The sequence below is a fragment of the Arthrobacter sp. 05T45 genome (assembly GCF_056395875.1).
Genome location: NZ_JBFTKI010000002.1, coordinates 165,868 through 189,907, shown reverse-complemented (window position 1 = coordinate 189,907; position 24,040 = coordinate 165,868). Strand labels below are relative to the sequence as shown.

Annotated in this window: 22 protein-coding genes; 14 read left to right on the top strand and 8 right to left on the bottom strand. The window is 67.8% G+C overall.

All coding sequences use genetic code 11. The annotated features are described in order from the left end of the window. Nucleotides 1-74: 74 nt before the first annotated feature. The 3 genes from AC1DGD_RS03535 to AC1DGD_RS03525 all read left to right on the top strand — a co-directional run bounded on the left by AC1DGD_RS03535 (nt 75) and on the right by AC1DGD_RS03525 (nt 2,433). On the top strand, nt 75-800 hold the full coding sequence (locus AC1DGD_RS03535) for a beta-ketoacyl-ACP reductase (RefSeq protein WP_230008961.1): 726 nt from the start codon (nt 75-77) through the stop codon (nt 798-800). Between the two features lie 288 nt (nt 801-1,088). Beyond that, nucleotides 1,089-1,508 (top strand): Hsp20/alpha crystallin family protein, encoded by a 420-nt coding sequence (locus AC1DGD_RS03530; protein ID WP_476855910.1) that lies wholly within the window; start codon nt 1,089-1,091, stop codon nt 1,506-1,508. Nucleotides 1,509-1,656: 148 nt separating this feature from the next. After that, nucleotides 1,657-2,433 carry an SDR family oxidoreductase gene (locus AC1DGD_RS03525; RefSeq protein WP_476855909.1) on the top strand — a complete coding sequence of 259 codons (777 nt, stop codon included), beginning with the start codon at nt 1,657-1,659 and terminating at the stop codon, nt 2,431-2,433. A gap of 98 nt (nt 2,434-2,531) precedes the next feature. Here the strand turns inward: AC1DGD_RS03525 and serB are convergent, their stop codons facing one another. Beyond that, nucleotides 2,532-3,464: a phosphoserine phosphatase SerB gene (serB, locus tag AC1DGD_RS03520; protein ID WP_476855908.1), complete on the bottom strand. Its 933-nt coding sequence runs from the start codon at nt 3,462-3,464 to the stop codon at nt 2,532-2,534. A 132-nt stretch (nt 3,465-3,596) separates the two neighbouring features. Here serB and AC1DGD_RS03515 point away from each other — a divergent pair, with 132 nt between their 5' ends. The 5 genes from AC1DGD_RS03515 to AC1DGD_RS03495 all read left to right on the top strand — a co-directional run bounded on the left by AC1DGD_RS03515 (nt 3,597) and on the right by AC1DGD_RS03495 (nt 7,699). Beyond that, on the top strand, nt 3,597-4,382 hold the full coding sequence (locus tag AC1DGD_RS03515) for an ABC transporter ATP-binding protein (protein WP_476855907.1): 786 nt from the start codon (nt 3,597-3,599) through the stop codon (nt 4,380-4,382). Between the two features lie 18 nt (nt 4,383-4,400). After that, entirely contained in the window at nt 4,401-5,186 is a 786-nt protein-coding gene (locus AC1DGD_RS03510; RefSeq protein ID WP_476849642.1) for a sulfite exporter TauE/SafE family protein, read from the top strand. A gap of 33 nt (nt 5,187-5,219) precedes the next feature. After that, on the top strand, nt 5,220-6,029 hold the full coding sequence (locus AC1DGD_RS03505) for a TrmH family RNA methyltransferase (RefSeq protein ID WP_476855906.1): 810 nt from the start codon (nt 5,220-5,222) through the stop codon (nt 6,027-6,029). A gap of 169 nt (nt 6,030-6,198) precedes the next feature. Then, nucleotides 6,199-6,456, top strand: a complete 258-nt coding sequence (locus AC1DGD_RS03500; protein ID WP_018772953.1) for a type B 50S ribosomal protein L31 — start codon at nt 6,199-6,201, stop codon at nt 6,454-6,456. Nucleotides 6,457-6,589: 133 nt separating this feature from the next. Continuing rightward, a complete protein-coding gene (locus AC1DGD_RS03495) occupies nt 6,590-7,699 on the top strand; it encodes a lipoate--protein ligase family protein (protein WP_476855905.1) in 1,110 nt (369 codons plus the stop codon). A 142-nt stretch (nt 7,700-7,841) separates the two neighbouring features. On the opposite strand, the gene pepN is transcribed toward AC1DGD_RS03495, so the two are convergent. Together pepN and AC1DGD_RS03485 are read right to left on the bottom strand one after the other, a co-directional pair. Continuing rightward, the gene (gene pepN, locus AC1DGD_RS03490) at nt 7,842-10,484 is read right to left on the bottom strand and encodes an aminopeptidase N (RefSeq protein ID WP_476855904.1); all 2,643 of its coding nucleotides are present in this window, start codon (nt 10,482-10,484) and stop codon (nt 7,842-7,844) included. Between the two features lie 34 nt (nt 10,485-10,518). Continuing rightward, nucleotides 10,519-11,544 carry a YeiH family protein gene (locus tag AC1DGD_RS03485; RefSeq protein ID WP_476855903.1) on the bottom strand — a complete coding sequence of 342 codons (1,026 nt, stop codon included), beginning with the start codon at nt 11,542-11,544 and terminating at the stop codon, nt 10,519-10,521. Nucleotides 11,545-11,686: 142 nt separating this feature from the next. Here AC1DGD_RS03485 and AC1DGD_RS03480 point away from each other — a divergent pair, with 142 nt between their 5' ends. From AC1DGD_RS03480 to AC1DGD_RS03470, 3 genes are read left to right on the top strand one after another with little or no spacing between them, the layout of a single operon-like run. Then, complete coding sequence (locus AC1DGD_RS03480) at nt 11,687-13,288, top strand: circularly permuted type 2 ATP-grasp protein (protein ID WP_476849648.1); 1,602 nt, start codon at nt 11,687-11,689, stop codon at nt 13,286-13,288. Then, on the top strand, nt 13,281-14,207 hold the full coding sequence (locus tag AC1DGD_RS03475; protein WP_026266338.1) for an alpha-E domain-containing protein: 927 nt from the start codon (nt 13,281-13,283) through the stop codon (nt 14,205-14,207). The genes AC1DGD_RS03480 and AC1DGD_RS03475 overlap by 8 nt, the downstream gene beginning before the upstream one ends. Next, nucleotides 14,204-15,055: a transglutaminase family protein gene (locus AC1DGD_RS03470; protein ID WP_476855902.1), complete on the top strand. Its 852-nt coding sequence runs from the start codon at nt 14,204-14,206 to the stop codon at nt 15,053-15,055. The genes AC1DGD_RS03475 and AC1DGD_RS03470 overlap by 4 nt, the downstream gene beginning before the upstream one ends. Before the next feature lie 106 nt (nt 15,056-15,161). On the opposite strand, the gene AC1DGD_RS03465 is transcribed toward AC1DGD_RS03470, so the two are convergent. Continuing rightward, nucleotides 15,162-15,659, bottom strand: a complete 498-nt coding sequence (locus AC1DGD_RS03465; RefSeq protein ID WP_476850950.1) for a pyridoxamine 5'-phosphate oxidase family protein — start codon at nt 15,657-15,659, stop codon at nt 15,162-15,164. A 157-nt stretch (nt 15,660-15,816) separates the two neighbouring features. Here AC1DGD_RS03465 and AC1DGD_RS03460 point away from each other — a divergent pair, with 157 nt between their 5' ends. After that, complete coding sequence (locus AC1DGD_RS03460) at nt 15,817-17,517, top strand: GAF domain-containing sensor histidine kinase (RefSeq protein ID WP_476855901.1); 1,701 nt, start codon at nt 15,817-15,819, stop codon at nt 17,515-17,517. A 33-nt stretch (nt 17,518-17,550) separates the two neighbouring features. Here the strand turns inward: AC1DGD_RS03460 and AC1DGD_RS03455 are convergent, their stop codons facing one another. Continuing rightward, nucleotides 17,551-18,282 carry a response regulator gene (locus AC1DGD_RS03455; RefSeq protein ID WP_026538734.1) on the bottom strand — a complete coding sequence of 244 codons (732 nt, stop codon included), beginning with the start codon at nt 18,280-18,282 and terminating at the stop codon, nt 17,551-17,553. A 309-nt stretch (nt 18,283-18,591) separates the two neighbouring features. On the opposite strand from AC1DGD_RS03455, the gene AC1DGD_RS03450 reads away from it, so the two are divergent. Beyond that, the gene (locus tag AC1DGD_RS03450) at nt 18,592-19,035 is read left to right on the top strand and encodes a universal stress protein (protein ID WP_476855900.1); all 444 of its coding nucleotides are present in this window, start codon (nt 18,592-18,594) and stop codon (nt 19,033-19,035) included. Nucleotides 19,036-19,069: 34 nt separating this feature from the next. Here AC1DGD_RS03450 and AC1DGD_RS03445 read toward each other — a convergent pair whose 3' ends face one another. The 3 genes from AC1DGD_RS03445 to glgC all read right to left on the bottom strand — a co-directional run bounded on the left by AC1DGD_RS03445 (nt 19,070) and on the right by glgC (nt 22,619). Then, nucleotides 19,070-19,537 carry a pyridoxamine 5'-phosphate oxidase family protein gene (locus AC1DGD_RS03445; RefSeq protein WP_079549614.1) on the bottom strand — a complete coding sequence of 156 codons (468 nt, stop codon included), beginning with the start codon at nt 19,535-19,537 and terminating at the stop codon, nt 19,070-19,072. Nucleotides 19,538-19,633: 96 nt separating this feature from the next. Next, nucleotides 19,634-21,142, bottom strand: a complete 1,509-nt coding sequence (locus AC1DGD_RS03440; protein ID WP_476855899.1) for an SDR family NAD(P)-dependent oxidoreductase — start codon at nt 21,140-21,142, stop codon at nt 19,634-19,636. A gap of 61 nt (nt 21,143-21,203) precedes the next feature. Then, the gene (gene glgC, locus AC1DGD_RS03435) at nt 21,204-22,619 is read right to left on the bottom strand and encodes a glucose-1-phosphate adenylyltransferase (RefSeq protein WP_476850945.1); all 1,416 of its coding nucleotides are present in this window, start codon (nt 22,617-22,619) and stop codon (nt 21,204-21,206) included. A gap of 102 nt (nt 22,620-22,721) precedes the next feature. Between glgC and glgA the strand changes: the two genes are divergently transcribed. Continuing rightward, entirely contained in the window at nt 22,722-23,927 is a 1,206-nt protein-coding gene (gene glgA, locus AC1DGD_RS03430) for a glycogen synthase (protein ID WP_476850944.1), read from the top strand. Nucleotides 23,928-24,040 lie beyond the last annotated feature (113 nt).

Below are 24,040 nucleotides of genomic sequence, written 5' to 3'. Positions count from 1 at the left end.
GGCGCTAAGATCGGAGGCAGGAAAATTCCAGCCCCCAGCGCGGCCCTCCCTGCCGCAGAATCCCGGAGCCCCATATGACTGACACATCCACCACTGGCCGCAGCGTTCTGATCACCGGCGGAAACCGCGGGATCGGCCTGGCCATCGCCGAGTCCTTCCTGGCCAACGGCGACAAGGTGGCCGTGACCTTCCGCAGCGAATCGTCGCTGCCCGAGGGCATCCTCGGCGTCAAAGCGGACGTCACGGACGAAGCGTCGGTGGACGCCGCGTTCGCGGAAGTCGAAGCCGCCCACGGCCCGGTGGAAGTCCTTGTGGCCAATGCCGGCATCACCAAGGACACGCTCCTGATGCGGATGAGCGAAGACGACTTCACCTCGGTGATCGACACGAACCTCACGGGCGCCTTCCGGGTGATCAAGCGCGCATCCAAGGGCATGATCCGGGCGCGCAAGGGCCGCGTGGTGCTGATTTCCTCCGTCTCCGGCCTTTACGGCGCGCCGGGCCAGATCAACTACTCCGCCTCCAAGGCAGGCCTGGTGGGCATCGCCCGGTCGCTCACCCGCGAGCTCGGCGCACGCGGGATCACCGCGAATGTGGTCGCGCCCGGCTTCATCAACACCGACATGACGGCCGAGCTGCCCGAGGCCACGCAGAAGGACTACCTGACCAAGGTCCCCGCCGGCCGCTTCGCCGAGGCCTCCGAGGTCGCCAACGTCGTGCGCTGGATCGCCAGCGACGAGGCGTCGTACATTTCCGGTGCGGTCATTCCGGTCGACGGCGGCCTCGGAATGGGCCACTAGCCCCTGACACAGCAGGACGACGCAGGACTCCTGCGGAGCACAGCGGACGACGGCGGATTCCGCCGTCGTCCGCTGTGCTGTGTCCGCTTGTTCTGAGTCCGCTGTGCTGTGTCCGCTGTCTATTGCAACCCGGACCGGGCCACTGGAGACGCACACTTTTCCGTGCCGGGTTCCGCGCCGGGTTCCGCGGCGGGCCTTTTTGCCCTTGGCTCCGGGGCTCCTGGAGCGTGTAATGGGCTCACAGCCCCTGACCATGCCGCGGCAGGGGCGTGGACGCAGGAGGAAATCATGAGTGATCTCAGCAAATGGACGCCCTCGGACATGCTGGAACCGGTCCGCCGCTTCCTTGACGGTGATCTGTCCATAGCGCCAGGGATCAAGATCGAACAGTTCCAGGAGGGCACCACCCTGGTGGTGCGGGCGGAAGCGCCGGGGATCGACCCGGACCGGGACGTCGACGTCTCGGTCGGCGAGGGCGTGCTAAATATTGCGGTGGAGCGGCGGGAGTCGTCCGAGCACAAGAGCAAGGACGGTTACCGCTCGGAGTTCCGCTACGGCCGGGCCGCCCGGAGCATCGCGCTGCCCGCAGGGGTGAGGGAAGACGACATCACCGCCACGTACAAGGACGGCGTCCTGGAAGTCCGCGCACCGGCGCCCAAGGTTGTGACCGGTGAAGCGACGACGAAGATCCGGATCGACCGCGGCTGACCCACCCCCGGCACGTCCAAGCCACGTGACGACGGAACTACGCCGCCGGGGCTTCTTTGTGGATGCTGAACAACTGTAATGGCGCGGTCCGCTGGCATGATGGATTGCAGACCCACAGTATTTGGACGTTTGGAACAAAGGAGCTCGTATGGGACTGCTGGAGAACAAGACTGCGATCGTGACCGGTTCGTCGCGCGGAATCGGCGCCGAAGTGGCCAAAATCCTCGCCGCCGAGGGTGCGGCCGTCGTCGTCAACTACCGCCAGAAGGCGCCGCGCGCCAACAAGGTCGTCGCCGAAATCGAAGCCGACGGCGGCCGTGCCGCGGCCGTCGGGGCGGACCTCACCACCCAGGAAGGCGTCCAGGCCCTCGCCAGCGCCGCGATGGAGAACTTCGGCTCGCTCGACCTCCTGGTCCTCAACGCCTCCGGCGGCATGGAGACGGGCATGGAAGAGGGTTACGCGCTGAAGCTGAACCGCGACGCCCAGGTGAACATGCTCAACGCCGCCGTCGCGCTCATGCCCCACGGCTCGCGCGTGGTCTTCGTGACCAGCCACCAGGCCCACTTCATCGACACGGTGCCCACCATGCCCGAGTACGAGCCCGTGGCCCGCAGCAAGCGCGCCGGCGAGGATGCACTCCGGGCACTGGTCCCGAACCTGGCCGAGAAGGGGATCACGCTCGTGGTCGTCTCCGGCGACATGATCGAGGGCACCGTCACGGCCACCCTGCTTGACCGGTCCAACCCCGGCGCCATCGAGGCCCGCCGCGCAGAAGCCGGCAAGCTGTACTCGGTCAAGGAGTTTGCCGCGGAGGTCGCCAAGATGGCCTCGGCCGAGGTCGAAACCGGCCACACGGAATACGTTGGCGGTGCGGATTATTTTGGTAAGACCGCGGACCAGGCAGCGGATAAGAGCTCCAGCTAGGCTCAGGCCGCCACGCGCGCCGGGATGGCGCGTAGAGAAGGCACGTCCCGGCAATGTTTGACTAAACATTGCCGGGACGTGCCTTCCCGGTTAATGCATCAGACTCCGGCGATATACCGGACGGCGTCAAGATAGGGAAGGTTGACGGCGGCGTCCGCGGCAGCGCGGACGGCCGGCTTCGCGTTGAAGGCGATGCCGATCCCGGCGGCGCCCAGCATGTCGAGGTCGTTCGCGCCGTCGCCCACGGCGATCGTGTGTTCCATCGGGATGCCCTCGGCCGCAGCCCATTCGCGCAGGTACTTCTCCTTGGCCGCCCGGTCGATCACGTCGCCGAGCACCTTGCCGGTCAAGGCGCCGTCGACGATTTCGAGTTCGTTCGCGATCCAGTAGTGCAGCCCCAGGTCTTCGGCGATCGGCCGGAGGATCTGGTTGAAGCCGCCGGACACGACGGCCACGGCATGGCCGGCGGCCTGGAACGCCGCCACCAGCTCGGCGGCGCCCTCGGTCAGCCTGACCTCGGCGCGGACCGACTCGACGACGTCCGCGGGCAGCCCCGCGAGGACCGCCACCCGGGCGTGCAGGCTCTGGGCGAAGTCCAGCTCGCCGCGCATGGCCGCCTCGGTCACCGCCGTCACTTCCTCGCGCTTGCCGGCGTAGGCGGCCAGCAGCTCGATTACTTCCTGCTGGATGAGGGTGGAGTCCACGTCCATGATGAGGAACTTCCGGGGCGCGCTGCGCAGTGCTGCCGGAACCAGGGCCGTGTCGACGCCCTCGATGCCGGCGGCCGCCAGCGCACGGCGCGCACCGTCCAGGCGGGCTTCCGCAACCGCGGCGGCTGTGGCGGCGTCGGGCGAGCCTGCCCCCGAGGCGTCCAGGGCGCAGTCGACGGCGTATACCTCGAAGCGGGCGTCGCCGGTCCGGGTTTCCGCCCCGACGCCCAGCCCGGCGGCCGTCAGGAGCGAACGCAGCCGCTGGATGTCGGGAAGGGACAGTTTCAGGCCGTAGCTCACTGCGGTCACGTTCGAACTCATGGCCTCAATCCTAGCGAGCGGGCGGCGGGCGGCCCGAATTCGTTGCGCCCGGGCGGGCGCCGCGTGACGCTCCACGGCAGGGCGCGGCGCCGGTTATCAGTCGCCCGCTTTTTTGTCCTAGTGTCTACTCCTATGAGTGATGTTCTTGAAATGGCCGGGGTCAGTGTTGTACGTGGGGCGAAGACGCTCCTGGACAAGGTCGACTGGCAGGTCAAAGAGGGCGAACGCTGGGTGATCCTGGGCCCCAACGGCGCCGGCAAGACCACGCTCCTCCAGCTGGCCGCGGCCCGCATCCACCCGACCTCCGGAATGGCGGGCATCCTCGAGGAAGTCCTCGGCGCCGTCGACGTCTTCGAGCTCCGTCCCCGGATCGGGCTGTCCTCCGCTGCGCTGGCCAGCCAGATCCCCGAGCACGAGAAGGTCCTCAACGTGGTGGTCACCGCCGCGTACGGCGTGACCGGCCGCTGGCGCGAGGGCTACGAGAAGGACGACGAGCGGCGCGCCTTCGGGCTGCTGAACGAGTGGGGGATGGGCCCGCTGCTCAACCGCCCCTTCGCCTCGCTTTCCGAGGGGGAGCGCAAGCGCGTCCAGATTGCCCGCGCCCTCATGACCGATCCCGAGCTCCTGCTCCTGGACGAGCCGGCCGCGGGGCTCGACCTCGGCGGCCGCGAGGACCTGGTCCAGCGCCTGAGCGAACTCGCCCGCGACGACGCCGCCCCGGCGATCGTCCTGGTCACCCACCACCTCGAAGAAGTGCCGCCAGGCTTCACGCACGCGATGCTCATGCGCGACGGCGGCGTCGTGGCTTCCGGCCCGCTGCAGGAGGTCCTCACGGCGGAAAACCTGAGCGAAGCGTTCGGCCTGCCGCTGGACGTCAGCGTCAACGCGGGCCGGTACACCGCGACCGCCAGCCGCTGACGGGGCCGCTGACCGCGCGTGGAGCTCCTCAATAGCGCCCTCATATTCTTCGCCGGGCTGTGGGCGGGCACCATCAACAGCGTCGTCGGATCCGGCACCCTGGTCACGTTCCCGGTGCTGATCGCCCTGGGCTACGCCCCCGTCACGGCCTCCATCAGCAACGCCATGGGGCTCGTGGCCGGCAACGCCACCGGCGCCTGGGGCTACCGGAAAGAACTCGAGGGCCGCGGCAAGCAGCTGCTCCGGCTCCTGCCGGCCTCCCTGCTGGGTGCCGTCACCGGCGCCTATCTGCTGTTGCACCTGCCCGAGAAAGTCTTCTACTACGCCGCCCCCGTCCTGATCGTGCTGGCCCTGCTGATGGTGGTCTTCCAGCCGCGGCTGCAGCGGTGGGTGAGGAACCGCGAGGAGAACCCCGAGCACGCGATCCGGGACCGCCGCCACGGTGTCCTGCTCGTGGTGCTGGTGTACCTCGCCGGCGTCTACGGCGGCTACTTCGTCGCGGCCCAGGGCATCCTGCTAGTCGGCATCCTGGGCGTGTTCATGACCGGGACCATCCAGAACGCCAACGCGATGAAGAACTTCCTGGTCCTGGGCGTGAACGTGGTGGCCGCAGCCTCCTACCTCCTGTTCGCCTTCGACCGGATCGACTGGGGTGTGGTCGGGCTGATCGCCGTGAGCTCCCTGATCGGCGGCGTGATTGGCTCCAGGGTGGGGCGCCGGCTCTCTCCGGCGGTCCTGCGCGGGGTCATCTTCACCCTGGGCCTGGTGGCGCTGGGGTTCATGACCGCCAACCTGTTCAAATAGCCCTTCCAACAGCCTCCCAGGAATGACCTGCCCGTGACCTTTCACTTTCTTGAATCCGCCGACGACCCGCGGGTTGCGGACTACACGCAGCTCACGGACGTGCACCTGCGCAAAATCCGGGAACCCGCCGAGGGCCTGTACATCGCCGAGTCCTCCCGCGTCCTGCGCCGGGCCCTGGCCGCAGGGCACCGGCCGCGGTCCTTCTTCCTGGCCGAGAAGTGGGCCGGGGACCTCTCCGACGTCTTTGAGCAGTACCCGGACGTCCCGGCCTACATCGGCCCCGCGGCGCTGCTGGAGCAAATCACCGGTTTCCACCTGCACCGCGGCGCCATGGCCGCCATGCACCGGCCCGCCCCGGTGCCGCTGGCGGACCTGCTCGCCGGGGCCCGCCGGGTTGCGGTGCTGGAGGACATCGTGGACCACACGAACGTCGGGGCCATTTTCCGCTCGGCCGCGGCCTTGGGCGTGGATGCCGTCCTGGTCTCGCCGCGCTGCGGGGATCCGCTCTACCGCCGCAGCGTGCGGGTCAGCATGGGCACCGTGTTCCAGGTTCCGTGGGCCCGGCTGGAGGACTGGGCGGAAGGCCTGGCCGCGCTGCAGGAGCAAGGCTTCACCGTGGCGGCCATGGAACTCACGGATGACGCGGTGGACCTCGACGTGCTCGCGGCGCGCCGCCCGGAGCGGCTGGCCCTGGTGCTGGGCACGGAAGGCGCGGGCATGAGCGAAGGAACCCTGGCCGCCGTCGACCTCGCCGTGAAAATCCCGATGCGCCCGGGCGTCGATTCGCTCAACGTCGCCGCGGCGTCGGCGGTGGCGTTCTGGGAGCTCCGCCCGAAGGACTGAGGCCCCTGCATCGTGCGGCGGCCGCGCCGCGCTGACGTGCGCCAATGGTGTTCGTCAGCGGTCCGGGGATCGGCTATCATTGATAGCTGGCCGTCCGGTGCTTTCCGCCGGCCATCCCATTCATACCTGGCAACTGGCAAAATCCAGTTGTGCGAACAAAGGTCCAATTATGAAGTCTAATACTCACCCGAAGTACGAAGCTGTTGTTTTCAACGACCTGGCTTCCGGCGTCAAGTTCCTGACCAAGTCCACCGTGTCTTCTTCGAAGACCATCGAGTGGGAAGACGGCAACACCTACCCGGTCATCGACGTCGAAATCTCCTCCGAGTCCCACCCGTTCTACACGGGCAAGCAGCGCATCATGGACTCCGCAGGCCGCGTCGAGCGCTTCAACGCTCGCTTCAAGGGCTTCGGCGGCAAGAAGTAACTTTCTTCCCCAAGGTCTTATGGAAAGCCCGCACCGGCAACGGTGCGGGCTTTCTGCGTCTCTGCTGCCGTTCCGGCTAACCGGGTGACCCGGGTGACCCGGGTTCCCGGACGCATGCGGCAGGATGGAGGTCATGACATCCCATCCCGCGGCCACCGCCCCCAGCCCCGACGACGACGACGGCGGCGGCCGTCACCACGGCGAGTACAAGGTCCCGGGCGGCAAGCTCGTGGTCGCCGACTTCGACGTCGTCGACGGCGTCCTGGCCCACGTCTCGCTGAGCGGGGACTTCTTCCTCGAACCCGACGAGGCGCTGCCGGAGATTAACCGGGCGCTCACCGGGCTGCCCGTCGAGACCAGTGCCGCGGACATCGGGGACGCCGTGACGGCGGCGCTGCCCGAAGGCACCGTGCTGTTCGGTTTTTCCGCCGACGCCGTCGCCGTCACCGTCCGCCGCGCCCTGGCGAAGGCCACCGGCTGGGCGGACCACCACTGGAACATCATCGCCCCGTCCGTCCTCCCCACCCACGTCAACGTCGCCCTGGATGAGGTCCTCACCGAGGAAGTCGGCGCCGGGCGGCGCAATCCCACCCTGCGGTTCTGGGACTGGGAGGAGCCCTCCGTGGTGATCGGCAGCTTCCAGTCCGTCCGCAACGAACTCCATCCCGAGGGCGTGGCCCGGCACGGCATCAGCGTGGTCCGGCGGATCAGCGGCGGGGGAGCGATGTTCATGGAGGCCGGGAACTGCATCACCTACTCGCTGTACCTGCCGCAGACCCTCGTGGACGGCATCAGCTTCGCGGACTCGTACCGTTTCCTCGACGCTTGGGTGATGGCGGCCCTGGAAAAGGTCGGCATCAGCGCCTTCTACGTGCCGCTCAACGACATCGCTACGGAGCACGGCAAGATCGGCGGGGCGGCGCAGAAGCGGCTCGCCAACGGCGGGATGCTGCACCACGTCACCATGAGCTACGACATCGACGCCGGGAAGATGGTGGAGGTCCTGCGGATCGGCAAGGAGAAACTGTCCGACAAGGGCACCAGGAGCGCCAAGAAGCGCGTGGATCCGCTCCGCCGCCAGACCGGCCTGGCCCGCGCCGAAATCGTTGCAGCGATGATGGACGTCTTCGCCGAACGCTACGGCGCGACACCGTCCGTCCTCACCGACGCCGAGCTGGAGGCCGCCCGCCGCCGCGTGGAGACCAAGTTCGGCACCACGGAGTGGCTGCACCGGGTCCCGTAGGAGCCTGTTCTTTAAGAAGCCCGCTCCCTAACAGCCTTCATCCCCATCGGTTGCTCCCCACCGGCACCCTCTCCTCGCAAGCTCGGCCAGGGAACCCTGCCGGCGTGGGCCCAGCCGCCGTTTTCAGCCGCCAAAAGGGCCGTTACGGAGCAGTCGATGGTGCCTGGGCCGGTGCCGTCAGTTCCTGCGCCCTGAGGGAACGGTGCAGCTGGCTGCGCTGTTCGATGATGATCCGGCGCAGGGCACGCGGCGCATCAGGGTGGGCGGCCAGCCACTGGTCGGTGCGGACAATCACGGCGTGGGTTTCGGGCGTTCCGCCGTCCAGGTCCTGTGCCGCGGGGTAGAAGCCGCGGATAATCCGGCTGGCGATCTCGATGCTCCGGTCCGCCCAGACGTCCTCGAGGGATTCGAAGTACGGGTCGATGAACCCGGCCAGCAGGGAGGCCGCGCCGGTGTTGAATCCGGCAATCGTGGCGCCGAGGAGCTGGTTGGACAGGCCGGTGCCGTGGACGGCGGCCTCCCAGGCGGCCGCCTTGACGGATGCCTCGGGGCGCGCGGCGAGGGCCGTGGCGTGCCCGGACTTGCCTGCCGCCGTGTTGTCCCGGGCGAGCTTCTGGTCGAGCTGCTCCTGCGGGGCCCGGCCGTTGGCTGCCAGCGCATGCCAGAGATTCCAGCGCAGTTCGGCGTCCACGGCGAGGCCTTCGATCACCGTGCTGCCGTCCAGGATGCCCCTAAGCAGGTCCAGCCGGCCGGCGTCGTAGCGGCTGGTTGCGGCAAGGGTCCGGGCCCAGGCCAATTGCTGGTCGGAACCCGGCGCTGCCGCGTGCAGCTGTTCGGCGGCCGTGGTGAGGAAGCCGTGGCGCACGGCATCGCGCTGGCCCCGGGGCACGTAGCGTTCCACCGCCGTCGAGGCATTGCCCAGCACATTGAGGAGGACGCCGATGCCCGGCTCGGCGGGCCCGAAGCGCTCGACGGCGTCGACGTAGAGTGCGGCCGGTGTGACGGCATCCCGGGCCGAGTCCCACAGCGCCGTCCAGCACAGCGCCCGCGCCATGGGGTCGTCCAGCTTGTCCAGGGAGCCGCGGACAGTGGCCTCGGAATGCGGGTCCAGCCGGACCTTGGCGTAGCTGAGGTCCTCGTCATTGACCAGCAGCAGCGCAGGGCGCGGTTTGCCGGCCAGCGCGGTCACATCGGTCCGGGCGCCGCGGACATCGGTCTCGACGCTGTCAGTGCGGACCAAGGCGCCGGCGTCGTCGAAATCGTAGAGGCCGATCCGCAGCCGGTGCGGGCGGGGCTCCTGCCGGCCGGTGGTGGGATCCACGGCGTCCTGCAGGACGGCGACGGAGCTGAGCGCGCTGCTGTCTTCGGTGGATTCGGTGATCTCGCTGGACAGGGTGGAGATGCCGGAGGTCTGGAGCCATTGGCGGGCCCATTCGCTGAGGTCGCGGCCGGACGCGGCGCTGAGGGCGGCCAGCAGTTCGGCGAGGGTGGTGTTGCCGTAGGCGTGGTCCCGGAAGTACTGGCGGGAGCCGGCGATGAAGGCTTCGAAGCCGACGTAGGCCACCAGCTGCTTGAGCACCGAGGCGCCCTTGGCGTAGGTGATGCCGTCGAAGTTCTGCTTCGCGGCTTCCAGGTCCGGGATGTCGGCGACGATCGGGTGGGTGGTGGGCAGCTGGTCCTGGACGTAGGCCCACGCCTTGCGGTTGTTGGCGAAGTTCACCCAGGCCGTGTCCCAGTCCGTGGTCCGGTCCACGCCGAGGGTGCCCATGTAATCCGCGAAGGATTCCTTGAGCCACAAATCATCCCACCACTTCATGGTGACGAGGTCCCCGAACCACATGTGCGCCATCTCGTGCAGGAGCGTGTTGGCGCGGGCCTGGTACTGCGAATCGGCGGCCCGGGAGGTGAAGACGTAGCTTTCGGTGAAGGTCACCAGGCCCGGGTTTTCCATGGCGCCGAGGTTGTACTCGGGGACGAACGCCTGCTCGTATTTGCCCCACGGGTAAGGGAAATCAAAGAGTCCGTTGAAGAAGGACAGCCCGTTCCTGGTGAGGCGGAACAGGGCGTCGGTGTCGAAGGACGCGGCCATGGAGGCGCGGCAGTAGAGCGCCAGCGGTACGTCCAGAACGGTGCCGTCGGCGAGCGTGCCGCGCCAGGCGTCCTCGGCCTTGAAGTACGGTCCGGCGAGGACGGTGGTGATGTAGGTGGACATCGCCTTGGTGGGCGCGAAGTCCCAGCGGCTCGTGGCGGGATCACTCGTCAGTTGGGTGCGCAGCACCTCGGCGCCGTTGGAGGACACCTGCCAGTCGGAGGGGGCCATGACGTGGAAGGTGAACTCGGCCTTCAGGTCGGGCTGTTCGAAGTTCGCGAACACCCGGCGGGCGTCGGCGGGTTCATACTGCGTGTAGAGGTAGCACTGGCCGTCGGCGGGATCGACGAAGCGGTGCATGCCTTCACCGGAGGTGCTGTACAGGGCGGTTCCCGTGATGGTGACCTGGTTCTCCGGCTGCAGGTTTTCGAGCCGGATCCGGGAACCGTCCACGACGTCGGCGACGGCGAGTCCCTTGCCGTTGAGGAAGACGCTGTGCACGCTGCCGGCGATGAAATCCACGAAGGTCGTCGCGCCGGGTTCGCTGGCCGAGAAGGAGATGATGCTGCGGCTCGTGTAGCCGGCGACGTTCGGGTCGGCTGCCTGCCGGACGTCGAGGGAGACATCGTAGCTGTGAGTGGTGATGAGGGCGGCGCGGTCCGCGGCCTCGTCGCGGCTCAGATTCTGGTTTGACACCCCGCTATCTAATCACGGGAGCGTGTGTGCCCGGTCACGCCGGCGGGAACATCAGGAAGGCGGCCGCCAGGCCCAGCAGGGCGATCAGCAGCCAGGACGCCAGCGCGGCCAGCAGCGCGCGTGCGCCGGTGTGCAGCAGCTGGCCCACCCGGACGGCGGAGCCCAGCCCGAACAGCGCCATGCCGAGCAGCAGGTCCTGGACGGCGGCGGCCACGTCCAGGGCCGCGGGGGAGAGCCACCCGGTGGTGCGCAGGCCCGCCAGGGCCACGAATCCGATGACGAACAGCGGGACCACCGGGGGGCGCTTGGCGCCGTCGGCTGCGGTGCCCAGCCGGTGATGGAAGCCCGCGGCGGCGACCATCGGTGCCAGCAGGATCACCCGGGTGAGTTTAACGACGACGGCGACGGCCAGCGCCGCGGTGCCGGCGGTCTGGGCGGTGGCGACCACCTGCCCGACGTCGTGGACGGAGGCGCCGGTCCATGCCCCGAAGATCTCCGGACCCAGGCCCAGCGGCCGCGCGAGCAGCGGCAACACACCGATCGCCAGCGTGCCGCACAGGGTCACGAGTGCCACCGGCAGCACGGTTTCCTCCTGCCGGATTCGGCGCACGGCGGCCATCGCCCCGATCGCTGACGCCCCGCAGATGGCGAATCCCGTGGCCACCAGCAGCGCCACGCGGGGCGGCAGCCGGAAGAGCCTGCTGATTCCGTACGTCCCGGCGAAAGCGGCCAGCACGACGGCGGTCACGAGCAGGAGCGCAGCCCAGCCCAGGCCCAGCACATCGCCGAGGCTGACTTTCAGGCCCAGCAGCACGATCCCGGCCCGCATGAGGTGCTTGCCGGCGAAGTCCAGCCCGGGCCGCGCCGGCCCGGCGGTCCAGCCAGACACGCCCGGCAGGTTGGCCGCCAGCAGCCCGAGGAGCACGGCCATTGTCATCGCCGGCAGCGCGGGAAGGAGCAGGTGGGCGGCGACGGCGACGGCGACGGCCGCCGCGGCGCCGGCCAGGCCTGGCGCGGCGTCTCTCAGGGCTGAGGCGGTGGCGGATCTCTTGGGGGGCACGCCCCTACATTGCCGTACCCGGCCCTAAAAGCCGTAACCGCGGCCGTCCCGGCAGGCGGCCCGGACTGCGCGGCCAGCACTGAGCGCCGCGCCGCCGGCCGCCGAAATGATTTCGCAACAAAAAAGTGGTTGGCTAGTGACCATGTCTGACCTATTCCAGGAATACTCCGAGGCCGCCGGCCGCACCGGCGCCTACGACGAGATGTTTGCCCCCGGCCAGCAGGCCCGGAGATCTTACGGGCAGGTGGCCCTGGCCCTGCGCGAACTCTCGTTGGCTGACGTCAGCGCCCGCGCCGATTCCATGGCCCGGACCTTCCTGGACCGCGGCGTGACCTTCGACTTCGCGGGTGAGGAACGGCCCTTCCCCCTGGACATCGTCCCCCGCGTGATCCCCGCCGATGAGTGGAGCGTCCTGGAACGCGGTGTGGCCCAGCGCGTCCGCGCCCTTGAAGCCTTCCTCAATGACGTCTACGACAAGATGACCGTGGTGTCCGACGGCGTCATCCCGCGCCAGCTCGTCACGACGAGCGCGCACTTCCACCGCCAGGTGCACGGCTTTGAGCCGGCCGGCGGCGTCCGGGTCCACATTTCCGGAATCGACGTCGTCCGCGACGCCGAGGGCACGTTCCGGGTCCTGGAGGACAATGTGCGCGTACCCTCGGGCGTCAGCTACGTCCTCGAGAACCGCCGGGCCATGGCCAAGGGCCTGCCCGAGGCTTTCGGCCAGCAGCTCATCCGCCCGGTCGAGGAGTACCCCCGCCGGCTCCTGTCCGCCCTGCGGAAGACGGCGCCCTCCGGCGTCGACGATCCCACCGTGGTGGTCCTGACCCCCGGCGTGTTCAACAGCGCCTACTTCGAGCACACCCTGCTCGCCGGACTCATGGGTGTCGAACTCGTCGAGGGCCGCGACCTCATCTGCCGCGGCAACCGGGTCTACATGCGCACCACCGCGGGCGAGCAGCGCGTAGACGTCATCTACAAACGCATCGACGACGAATTCCTGGACCCGCTGCAGTTCCGTGCCGACTCCATGCTCGGCTGCCCCGGCCTGGTCAACGCCGCCCGCGCCGGCGGTGTCACGATCGCCAACGCCGTGGGCAACGGCGTCGCCGATGACAAGCTGGTCTACAGCTACGTGCCCGACCTCATCCGGTACTACCTCAACGAGGAGCCCGTGATCGCCAACGTGGACACGTTCCGGCTCGAAGAGAAGGAGGCCCGGGAACACGTCCTGGACCGCCTGGACGAGCTCGTGGTCAAACCGGTGGACGGCTCGGGCGGCAAGGGCCTCGTGATCGGCCCGGACGCGTCCAGGGACGAACTCGACGCCCTGCGCAAGCGGATCATCGCCGACCCCCGCGGATGGATCGCCCAGCCGGTCCTGCAGCTGTCCACGGTGCCGACGCTCAGCGGCGACAAGTTCGGCCCCCGGCACGTGGACCTGCGCCCCTTCGCCGTCAACGACGGCGAGGACGTCTGGGTTCTCCCCGGCGGACTGACCCGCGTGGCGCTCAAGGAGGGATCGCTGATCGTCAATTCCAGCCAGGGCGGCGGTTCCAAGGACACGTGGGTCCTGGCCGATTCCCCGCAGGTCCCCGTCGAAGTGATCCCACGGCCCACCATCGCAGTCCGCGAGCGGGTTTCGGTCTGGCCGGTGGAGAGCAACTGGCGCGACAGCCAGAAAGAGCAGCAACAGCAGCAGCAGCAGATTTCTGACGCGCAGGAGGTAACCGCGAATGCTTAGCCGTATTGCCGAGTCACTGTTTTGGATCGGCCGCTACGTGGAACGGGCCGACGGCACCGCCCGGATCCTCGACGTCCACCTCGAACGGCTCAACCATCTGCCCATGGAGGAACAGCGCAGCGTGGCGCAGGAACTCCTCGCCGTCATGGGTGCCCGCGCACAAAGCGACGATTTCGGCCTGCCCGAACTGCTCAACGCCCTCGCCTACGACAAGCAGAGTGCCACCTCCATTGCCGGTTCCCTCGGTGCTGCACGGGAAAACGCCCGCCGAGCCCGCGAGACCGTCTCCTCCGGGCTCTGGGAAAGCCTCAACACGACCTACTACGGGCTCAACCAGCACCGCAAGGACGTGGTGGGCACCTACCGGTTCTGCAACTGGGTCCTGGAGCGCACCGCCATGGTCAGCGGCCTCGCCGACACCACCGTCAGCCACGACGAGAGCTGGCAGTTCCTGGTCCTGGGCCGGTCGCTGGAGCGTGCGGACATGACCGCGCGCATGCTCTCCACCCGCGATGTCCTCTCGGCCGGCATGTCCTGGGTGAACATGCTCCGCTGCGCCGGGGCCTACGAATCCTTCCTGCGGACCCGCCGGGCTGCGTTCGGGGACCAGCACGCGGCCGAATTCCTGCTGCTGGACCGGCTGTTCCCGCGGTCCATCGTCTACGCGCTGCGCGACGCCGACGAGTGCCTGGCGAAGCTCGACCCCTCGGCCCAGCGCGTCGGCTTCATCAACGACGCCCGCCGGATCGTCGGGCAGGCCCGCACCTTCCTGGAGTTCCACCGCACCGATGACCTCATGTCGGAGCTGCCGGAGCACATGGAGCGTGTGCAAAAGGCCGTGTCGCAGGCCTCGGACGCCATTTCCCGTAAGTACTTCAATCAGGCAGACGAACTGGCCTGGGTGGGAGAAGTTTCATGACCCGGCTGAACATCGTCCACAAGACGGCCTACAAGTACAACAAACGCGTGACCCTGTCCTACAACGAGGCCCGGATGACCCCGCTGACGGACCCGCAGCAGGTGGTACTGGAGTCCTCCATGAAGGTTTCGCCCTCACAGGCGGCCCTGAGCAGCTACCGCGACTACTGGGGCACCCGGGTGACCGCCTTCGACATGCAGATGCCGCACGAGCACCTCGAGGTGCTGTCCACCACCACCGTCGAGGTGCACCGGGTCGAGAAGATCGCAACCGAGGCCGACATCGTCGGCTGGGACGTCCTGGCCGCACCGGAAACCCTGAACCAGTTCAGCGACTGGATTCCCCAGTCCCAGCTGACAGGTCCCGGCTCCGAGGTGCTCGCCATCATTCCCGGCGTCGTCGAGGGGAAATCACCGCACGAGGCCGCCATGGCGGTCTTTGCCTGGATGCGCGGTGAAATGACCTACATGAAGGGCTCCACCGGCGTCACCACCAACGCCGAACAGGCGTGGAACCAGCGGCAGGGCGTCTGCCAGGACCTGGCGCACCTCGCCATCGGGTCACTGCGCAGCTGCGGTATCCCGGCCCGCTACGTGTCCGGTTACCTTCACCCGCGTTCGACGGCGGAGCTCGGCGAGACAGTTGCCGGCCAGTCGCATGCGTGGCTCGAGTGGTGGGACGGCGAATGGCGCAGCTGGGACCCGACCAACCACAAACCCGCGGGGGACTTCCACGTCACCGTGGCCCGGGGCCGCGACTACCGCGACGTGCCGCCGCTCAAGGGCATCCTGTCCGGCGGCGGGGGATCGGCCCTCAGCGTCAGCGTGGAGATCACCCGCGTCGCCTGACCGCACACCGCGCCCCACGTTGCGCTATCAGATCGGGTTGCCCTGAGGCCCTCAGGGCAGCCCGATCTGATGGCGCAAGATGTGTTTTTTTGGGGGGGGTGGGGGGTTATTCGAGGCCGGAGCGCGTGGCGTCGTCCAACGGCGTCCACCACGTCTGGGGCGGCACCACCTTGAACCGCCGGCCCGTGACGGTGTCCGGCGCAATCCGGACGAAATGTTCCTTCTTTCCGGCCTGCCACGGGAACAGCAACAGGCCCACCGTGTCCATGACTTCCTGGGGGTTCTGCACCGGCGCGGCCTGGCCCTTGATGACGACGCTCCAGGCGACTCCGGTGTCAGCATTGATGCCGTCGGCCTCCAGGGCCACCGGCGTGCCGCCTGTGGCCGCCTGCAGCTTGGTGCCCTCCGCGGTGCGGAACACCAGCGTGCCGTGGTCCACTTTGTAGTTAATGGGGAAAATGTCGGGATGGTCGTCCACCCAGACCGCCAGCCTGCCGACGGAGACGCTGCGCAACAGCCGCCAGCATTCGTGGTGGTCGAGGTCTTCGACGGCGTGGGTCTGGTCCTTTGGCTCGTGACGGCCCGGGCTCGATTCAGTGCTCATGCCGGCGAGCGTACGCGGCCGGGCTGACGGCGGCTAGGGCAAATGGACCCAGCCGCCGGGTTAATCTGCGAATTCTGAGGCTTTCCTGAGTGGTTCGCGGTATTCTGGCAAAAGGCCGTCAGCGTCTACATTGGCCGGAGCGAATGGGGGCAATGACATGCATTCAGCGGGTGAGGGCTCAGGCCATACCGTGTCCGAACCAAATCCCGTCGTTGAGGAACTGCTGATGGGGTTCGGCGCCCGGACGGAAGAGCTGCTCCAATCCAAGGAACGCATCACCGGCCTGCTGGAAGCCGTCGTCGCCCTGGCCGAGGACCTGAGCCTGGATGCCGTCCTGGAACGCGTCGTCGAATCGGCCTGCCGGTTGTTGCACGCCAGGTTCGGCGCCCTTGGCGTCATCGGTGATGACCACGCGCTCAGCCACTTCATCACTGTCGGCATCGATGGCCAACTGGCGCGTCAGATCGGTCCGCTGCCGACCGGCCACGGCGTCCTCGGCCTCCTGATCACAGACCCGCGGCCGCTCCGGCTGCATGAATTGAATAAGCACCCCGAGGCCTACGGGTTCCCCGCGCACCACCCTCCCATGCAGTCCTTCCTGGGGGTACCGGTCCGCGTCCGGGACGTGGTGTTCGGCAACCTCTACCTCACGGAAAAAGAAGGCGGAGACGACTTTTCCGCCGAAGACGAGGCCCTGGCCGTCGCCTTGGCCGCAGCGGCCGGCGTCGCCATCGAAAATGCCCGGCTCTACGACGACGCCCGCCGCCGGGCACGCTGGCTGGAGGCCTGCATGGACGTCTCCGGGCTGATGTTGAGCACGGACCGCGACTACACCTCGGGCGGCCTGGACCCGATAGCCGGCCGCGCGCTCCAGGAGTCCGCGTCCTCACTCGCCCTCCTGGTGGCCCCCGCCGCCAACGCCATGGCCCACGTGGTGATCGGCGTTGCCGGTGAGCGCGGCACGGCGTTTTCGGGACGGTCACTGCATTTGGAGTCAAATCTCCTGGAAGGTGTCCTCGAAGGCGGCGAGCCAGTGCTGTTCGACGACGCATCCGAAGTGTTGGGGGAGGTCGACGGTGCAGTCACCGGCCCGCTGCTGGCAGTGGCCCTGAGTACCCAGGGCGCCCACCATGGCCTCCTGCTGCTGGCACGGGACAAGGAGTCGGTGCGCTACGCCCGGACCGACATCGAAATGGGGGCCGTCTTCGGCTCCCACGTGGCCCTCGCCTTGGAACTTGCCCGGGTGCACCGGCTGCGCGAGGAGCTTCTGGTCTTCACCGACCGCGACAGGATCGCCCGGGACCTGCATGACCTCGTCATCCAGCGGCTGTTCGCCGCCGGGCTGAGCGTACAGAGCCTGACCCGTTTCACCAAGGAGGATCTGGCGCTGGAGCGCATCCGCAACATCACCGGCGAACTCGACGAAGCGATACGCAGCCTGCGCGACACCATTTACTCGCTCAAGAGCAACACAGGCGAGATCGAACTGCTGAGCGGCCGGATCCGTCGGGTCACTCGCAGTTCGTCCAAGTCCATGCCGTTCCCGCCGCGCCTGACCATCACGGGACCCGTGGATGCCGTGACACCGGACAAGGCTGACAACGTCGTGGCCGTGGTTTCCGAGGGGCTCAGCAACGCCATCCGGCACTCCGGGGCGGATACAATCTCGGTCTCGGTTGCGGTCGTTAAGGGCAGGGTGACGGTGGTGATCAGCGACAACGGCGCCGGATTCACTCAACCCGAAAAACGCAACGGGCTAAGCAACCTCGAGGACCGGGCGCGCATGCTCGACGGCGAATGCACCATCACGAGCGTGCCCGACTCCGGTACCAGCCTGGAATGGTCGGTGCCCCTGTAACCGGCACGCCCGAAGGTCCGGTTTCCGCGGAGCCTATCCGACGCTGCGGGGCCGGATTACTTCGCCGGTCCTCCCGCCGGCGGCCGCCGGAAATGCCGGGCTGGCGATGAAGACGGCTGCCTGCGTGCGGCGTTCGAATCCGAGCTTGGCCAGCAGGGACGACACATAGTTCTTGACGGTCTTTTCCGCCAGGAACATTTCGGCGGCAATCTGCCGGTTGGTCAGTCCGCCGCCCACCAGCTCCAGGACCTTGCGTTCCTGGGGCGTGAGGGAGGAGGTGCGCGGGTCGACCTCTTCGGCCTCCACCAGGCTGTCCACGACGCCGGCGGCCACGCCTTCCTCGAAGAGGGACTCGCCCGCTGCTGCCCGCCGCAGGGCGCCGATCAGGTCCGTGCCGCCGATCTCCTTCAGCACGTATCCGCGTGCCCCGGCCAGGACGGCGCCGCGCAGGGCCTGTTCGTCGTCGAAGCTCGTCAGGATGATGCAGTTCAGGGACGGGTCCACCGACCTCACGTCCCGGCAGACCTCGATGCCGGTTCCGTCCGGCAGACGGGCGTCCAGCACACAGACATCAGGATGCAGCGCGGGAATCCGCCGGGTCGCCTCCACCGCGGATCCGGAACTGCCGACGACGGCAAACCCCTCGCCTTCGAGAAGTTCCTGCAGCCCGCGCCTGACAAGTTCGTGATCATCAAGGATAAAGACGCGGATCACCGCCTGCCCGCCATCAGGTGCAGTGAGACCTGCGTCTGCCCAGGCAATCATGATTCTCCCGTCCGGCCGCTCGCGCGACCGCTCGATACTGTTAATGACACCATGCTCTTTGTCACGAGATGCTGTCCTTCGTCTGCTGACCCCAGCCTCTGCCATTCTTGTGCACCGGGGCGGCGCGGACAAGGGTCATAGTGCCCAACAGGCCGCCTCCGGCCAGTCGCCCGGAACGTTTTCGGGTGGCCCGCCAGCCGGGCTGCGTGCATGCCCTTTGGCCCTAGGCGTCATGCCGGCCGAAGGAAATCATGGGAGCGTCGCCATCTGGCGCGGGAAGCTCGGCCGGTACGAGGGCAAAGGATTGCGATGAACGAAGTCAGGGACGTCCGGAAGATCGTGGTAGGCGTTGACGGCTCGGACGCTTCGGTGTCCGCGTTGCGGCATGCGCAGGCCCTCGCGGTGCCCCTGGCCGCCAAGGTCGTCGCAGTGGCATGCTGGGACTACCCGCCGGTGTACGACGGCTATGTCGCCGTCGGCATCGAGGACTTCGACGTCCGGGCCGGGGAAATCCTGGCCGAGGCGGTGGCGAAGGCCTTCGGCCCGGACACTCCGGACAACGTCGAGGCCCGCCTCATCCAGGGGCACCCCCGCCGCGTGCTGATCGAGGAGAGCAAAGCCGCGGACATGCTTGTTCTGGGCCGCCGCGGCCACGGCGGATTCGGTGGACTGTTACTGGGATCTGTGAGTTCCGCCTGTGTGGCACATGCGCATTGCCCGGTGCTGGTGGTCCACTCGCCAGAACACGGCTGACGCCGCAATCCTGCCGGGAGGGTGCCCGGGGGTTCTATTCGAAGGTGGCCCGGCGCGGATCCGCGAGCCGGGTGGTCCACACATCGGGCCGGTTGACCTTGAAGCGTCGTCCGGTCAGGGCTTTGGGCGCCACCCGCACGTAGTAGGCCTTCTCGCCGGGCTGCCAGGGCTCCAGGAGCAGGGAGTCAATTTCGTCCTTCTCCTCCTGGCTCTCGATGACCTCGGCTTCCCCGCGCGCCATTACGCTCCAGGCCGTCTCGTCGCGGGCGTCGTAGCCGTCGATCTCAAATGCAACCGGCTTGCCTGTGATCGCGCCCCACAGCTTCGTGCCGCCGGCGGTGCGGAAGGCAATCGCCCGCCGTTCGAGGACGAAATTCACCGGGAAGATCTCCGGATGGTTGTCTACGATCAGCGCTACGCGCCCCACAACTTCGGTGTCGAGCAGCGCCCAGCACTGGTCCATGGTCAGCGAGTATTCCGGCGAGGGCGTGGTTGAGTCCATGTCGAGCCACACTACGGGCCGGCCCGGACCCCGATTAGGGCCATAGGTCCCGCAGCGGACACGTAAGTGACGGACGCCGCGGCCCGCCGGCGCCGGTCACCAGGGACTGGGCTTGTAGTCCTTGAGGAACACGCCGTACTGGTCCTCGCCGGATTCGCCCATCACGATAGGGTCGTACACGCGGGCGGCGCCGTCAACTAGGTCCAGGGGCGCGTGGAAGCCCTCTTCCATGAGGCGGACTTTGGTGTAGTGCGGCCGCTCGTCCGTGATCCAGCCGGTGTCCACGGCCGTCATGAGGATGCCGTCGGCGTCGAGCATTTCCTGGGCGCTGGTTCGCGTCATCATGTTCAGCGCCGCCTTGGCCATGTTCGTGTGCGGGTGCCCGGGGCCCTTGTAGGCGCGGGAGAACTGGCCTTCCATGGCGCTGACATTGACGATGTACTTCCGCCGCGCGGTGGAGCGCTTCATGGCCCCCCGCAGCCGGCTGACCAGCAGGAACGGAGCCGTCACGTTGCACAACTGCACTTCGAGCATCTCCAGCGGGTCCACTTCGTCCAGCACCTGGGTCCAGCTGTTGATGGTGGCGAGGTCCGGGACCAGTCCGGCCGCGTCGATCGCGGTGCCGGAGGCAATCCGCTCCAGCGACGCCGACCCGGTGGACAGGGCCAGGGACGTGATCGCGTCCCCGGCCAGCACGGGATGGTCGAGCACGCTGCTGGCGAGGGCAAGCGGGTGCTTGTCGTGGGCGTGGCCGAACGTGACGAGCTCCGGGCCCCCGTTGGCAGCCTGGAGGGCGGCGGGCAGCGGCTCGTCCTCGGCGTCGACGAGCGGCTTGTAGGCGTTGCCGGAGCGCCGCACGGTCTGGGCCGCGTTGTTGATGATGATGTCCAGCGGTCCGGCGGCATCCAGGGAATCCGTCAGGGCCATCACCTGGGACGGGTCACGGAGGTCGATGCCCACGATCCGGAGCCGGTGCAGCCAGTCGGCGCTGTCCTCCATCGCAGCGAAGCGGCGGGCGGCGTCCTTCGGGAACCGGGTGGTGATGGTGGTGTGCGCACCGTCCCGGAGGAGCCGGAGCGCGATGTACATGCCGATCTTCGCCCGGCCGCCGGTCAGGAGGGCCCTGCGGCCGGTGAGATCGGTGCGGGCGTCGCGCTTGCTGTGGCTGAACAGGGCGCACTCGGGGCACAGCTGGTGGTAGAAGGCATCCACCTGGGTGTAGTGCTGCTTGCAGATGTAGCAGGGCCGGGACCTGATCAGGTGGCCGGCGATTTCCCCGGTGGCGGACGTGGCGAGCTTGTTGCCGCGCGTCTCGTCGTCGATCCTGTCGGGGGCCGCCGTCGCCGTCTGTGCCATCACGGCGCGGTCCGCCTCGGCGATCTCATCGCGCTTGCTGACCCGCCGGTGGCGCTTGACGGCCTTGAACATCTTCCCGGTGGCGCGGCGCACTGAGACGTAGTCCGGGTGCTCCTCGTCATAGGCGTGGATCGTGTTCAGGACCTTCAGGCAGGCCTGGATTTCCTCCGGGGTCAGTCCGGCGAGATCAGACCCGGGAAGACCAGATTCGGCAGAGGGAAAGTCGGAGGACAGATCGGGGGAGCTCATTGCCCTAATTTTACAGGGTGCGGGGAGCCCGGCCGGACGTGCCTGCCGGGCCCCCGCCTGCCTATGCCGTGGGTGAGTGCTTGACCGGTGCGTCTGTGCCCACAGCGGCGGCCTGCACGTCGGCAACCTTGTCCACGGACTCCCGCAGCTCGGGCCAGTTCTCGGTGGCGGTCCGGACGGCGTCGGGCACCAGGCGCAGGTTGGCCGCAGAGAGCGCCCTTTCCGCGTCGCTGGGGTCCGGGACGTGCTGGCCCTTGGACAGGACCGTGATTCCGGAGTCGGTGACCTTGAACCCGCGGGCTCGGTCCAGTTCGGGGTCGAGTCCGATCGTGGCCCCGGCCGGGATCTTGACGTTCTTGTCGATGATGGCGCGTTTGATCACGGCGCCTTCGCCGACATTGACCTTGTCCATCAGGACCGAGTCCAGGACCCGGCTCGAGGTGCCCACGTAGACGTCGTTGGAGAGCACGGAGCCTTCCACGATGCCGCCGGAGACGACGACGCCGCTGGCCACGATGGAATCCAGTGCCGTGCCCACGGTGTTGGACTTGCCGCGGACAAACTTGGCCGGCGGGGAGATGGTCTGGCGGGTGTAGATCGGCCACTCGGAGTTGTAGAGGTTGAACACCGGGACGGGGGAGATCAGGTCCATGTGGGCGTCGTAGAACGAATCGATGGTGCCGACGTCGCGCCAGTAGGTGCGGTCGCGTTCGGTGGACCCGGGAATGTCGTTGAGGGTGAAGTCGTAGACACCGGCCTCGCCCTGGTTCACGAAGTAGGGAATGATGTCCCCGCCCATGTCGTGCTTGGTATCGAGGCGCTCGGCGTCCACGTGGAGGGCTTCGATCAGGGCATCGGCGTCGAACACGTAGTTGCCCATGGAGGCCAGGAACTGGCTGGGGTCGGCCGCGAGGCCGGGAGTCGACGACGGCTTCTCCACGAACGCGGCAATTTTGTCCGGGTTGTCCGCATCGGTTTCGATCACGCCGAACTGGTCCGCCATGTGCAGCGGCTGGCGGACCGCGGCGACCGTGGCCTTGGCACCGCTCGCGACGTGCTGCGCCACCATCTGGGAGAAGTCCATCCGGTAGACGTGGTCTGCGCCGACCACGACCACGATGTCGGGGTTGGCGTCGTGAATGAGGTTCAGCGACTGATAAATGGCGTTGGCGCTGCCGAGGAACCAGCTCTTGCCGACGCGCTGCTGGGCCGGAACCGAGGCCACATAGTTGCCGAGTTGGGTGGACATCCGCCACGTTTCGGAAATGTGCCGGTCAAGGCTGTGGGACTTGTATTGCGTCAACACCACAATTTGCAGATAGCGGGAATTCACAAGATTTGAAAGGGCAAAGTCAATGAGCCGGTAGCTTCCGGCAAACGGGACACCAGGCTTGGCCCGGTCCGCCGTCAACGGCATGAGCCGGTTTCCCTCGCCACCTGCGAGGACAATTGCCAAAACTCTCTTTTGATGCGGCATGGTGATAGCTCCTGAACGCCTTCGTTACTCCCCAATACAGTCCGGCATGCCCGAACGTCTTCACACTAGATCAGTTCCACCGTAACGACTACCTTGGTGCATGTGCGAATAGATATTGTGACCAAAGAATTCCCGCCGGAAATTTACGGCGGCGCCGGGGTCCACGTGGCCGAGCTCAGCCGAGTGCTGGCCCAACGCGTGGACCTTCAGGTGCGTGCCTTCGGCGCGCCCCGCGAGCCCGGGTATCACGGAGCGACCGTCACGTCGTATCCCGTGCCCGAAGACCTGGGCTCTGCAAACGCCGCCATCCAGACCCTCGGGGTGGACCTGAGGATCGTTCCGGACATCGCCGGCGCGGACCTGGTCCACTCCCACACCTGGTATGCCAACATGGCCGGACACATCGCGTCGCTGCTCCACGGCATCCCGCATGTCCTCAGCGCGCACAGCCTGGAGCCGCTGCGCCCGTGGAAGGCCGAGCAGCTCGGTGGCGGCTACGCGGTGTCCTCCTGGGTGGAAAAGACCGCCTACGAGGCCGCGGCCGCCATCATCGCGGTCTCGGAAGGGATGCGCCAGGACATCCTGCGCAGCTATCCGGACGTTGACCCGGCCAAGGTCAAGGTGGTCCACAACGGCATCGATGTCAGCCAGTGGAACCGGGACGAGGCTGATGACATCATCCGTCCGCTCGGAATCGATCCGGAGCGCCCCAGCGTTGTTTTTGTGGGCCGGAACACCCGGCAGAAGGGCGTGCCGTACCTGTTGCGGGCCGCCGCCAAGCTCCCGGCCGACGTCCAGCTGGTGTTGTGCCTCGGTGCCGCGGACACCCCGGAACTGGCGGCCGAGACGGCACGCCTGATCGAGGAGCTGCAGAGCCAGCGCAGCGGCGTGATCCTGATCGAGCGGATGCTGCCCCGCAACGAGGTCATCCAGGTGCTCAGCCACGCGACCGCGTTCGCGTGCCCGTCCATCTACGAACCGCTGGGCATCGTCAACCTTGAGGCGATGGCGTGCGGTGCCGCCGTGGTGGCCAGCGCCACCGGCGGTATCCCGGAGGTCGTCGAGCACGGCAAGACCGGACTGCTTGTTCCGATCGAGCAGGTCACGGACGGCACCGGAATCCCTCTGGACCCGGAGAAGTTCGTCACCGACTTTGCCGAGGCCCTCATCGAAGTGGTGTCCGATCCTGCCCGGGCCCGCGCCATGGGCGAAGCCGGCCGGCGCCGGGCCGAGGAGCACTTCTCCTGGGAATCCATCACGGAGACTACGCTCGAGGTCTACCGCTCGGTGCTCCAGCAGGGCTCCTGACCCCGCGACGGAACAGCACCACAGCGTCACCGCAGCGCGGAGTCACTGCACTACAGAGTCACTGCACTACGACGGCGGCGCCGCCCCGGCTGAGGGGGCGGCGCCGCCGTCGC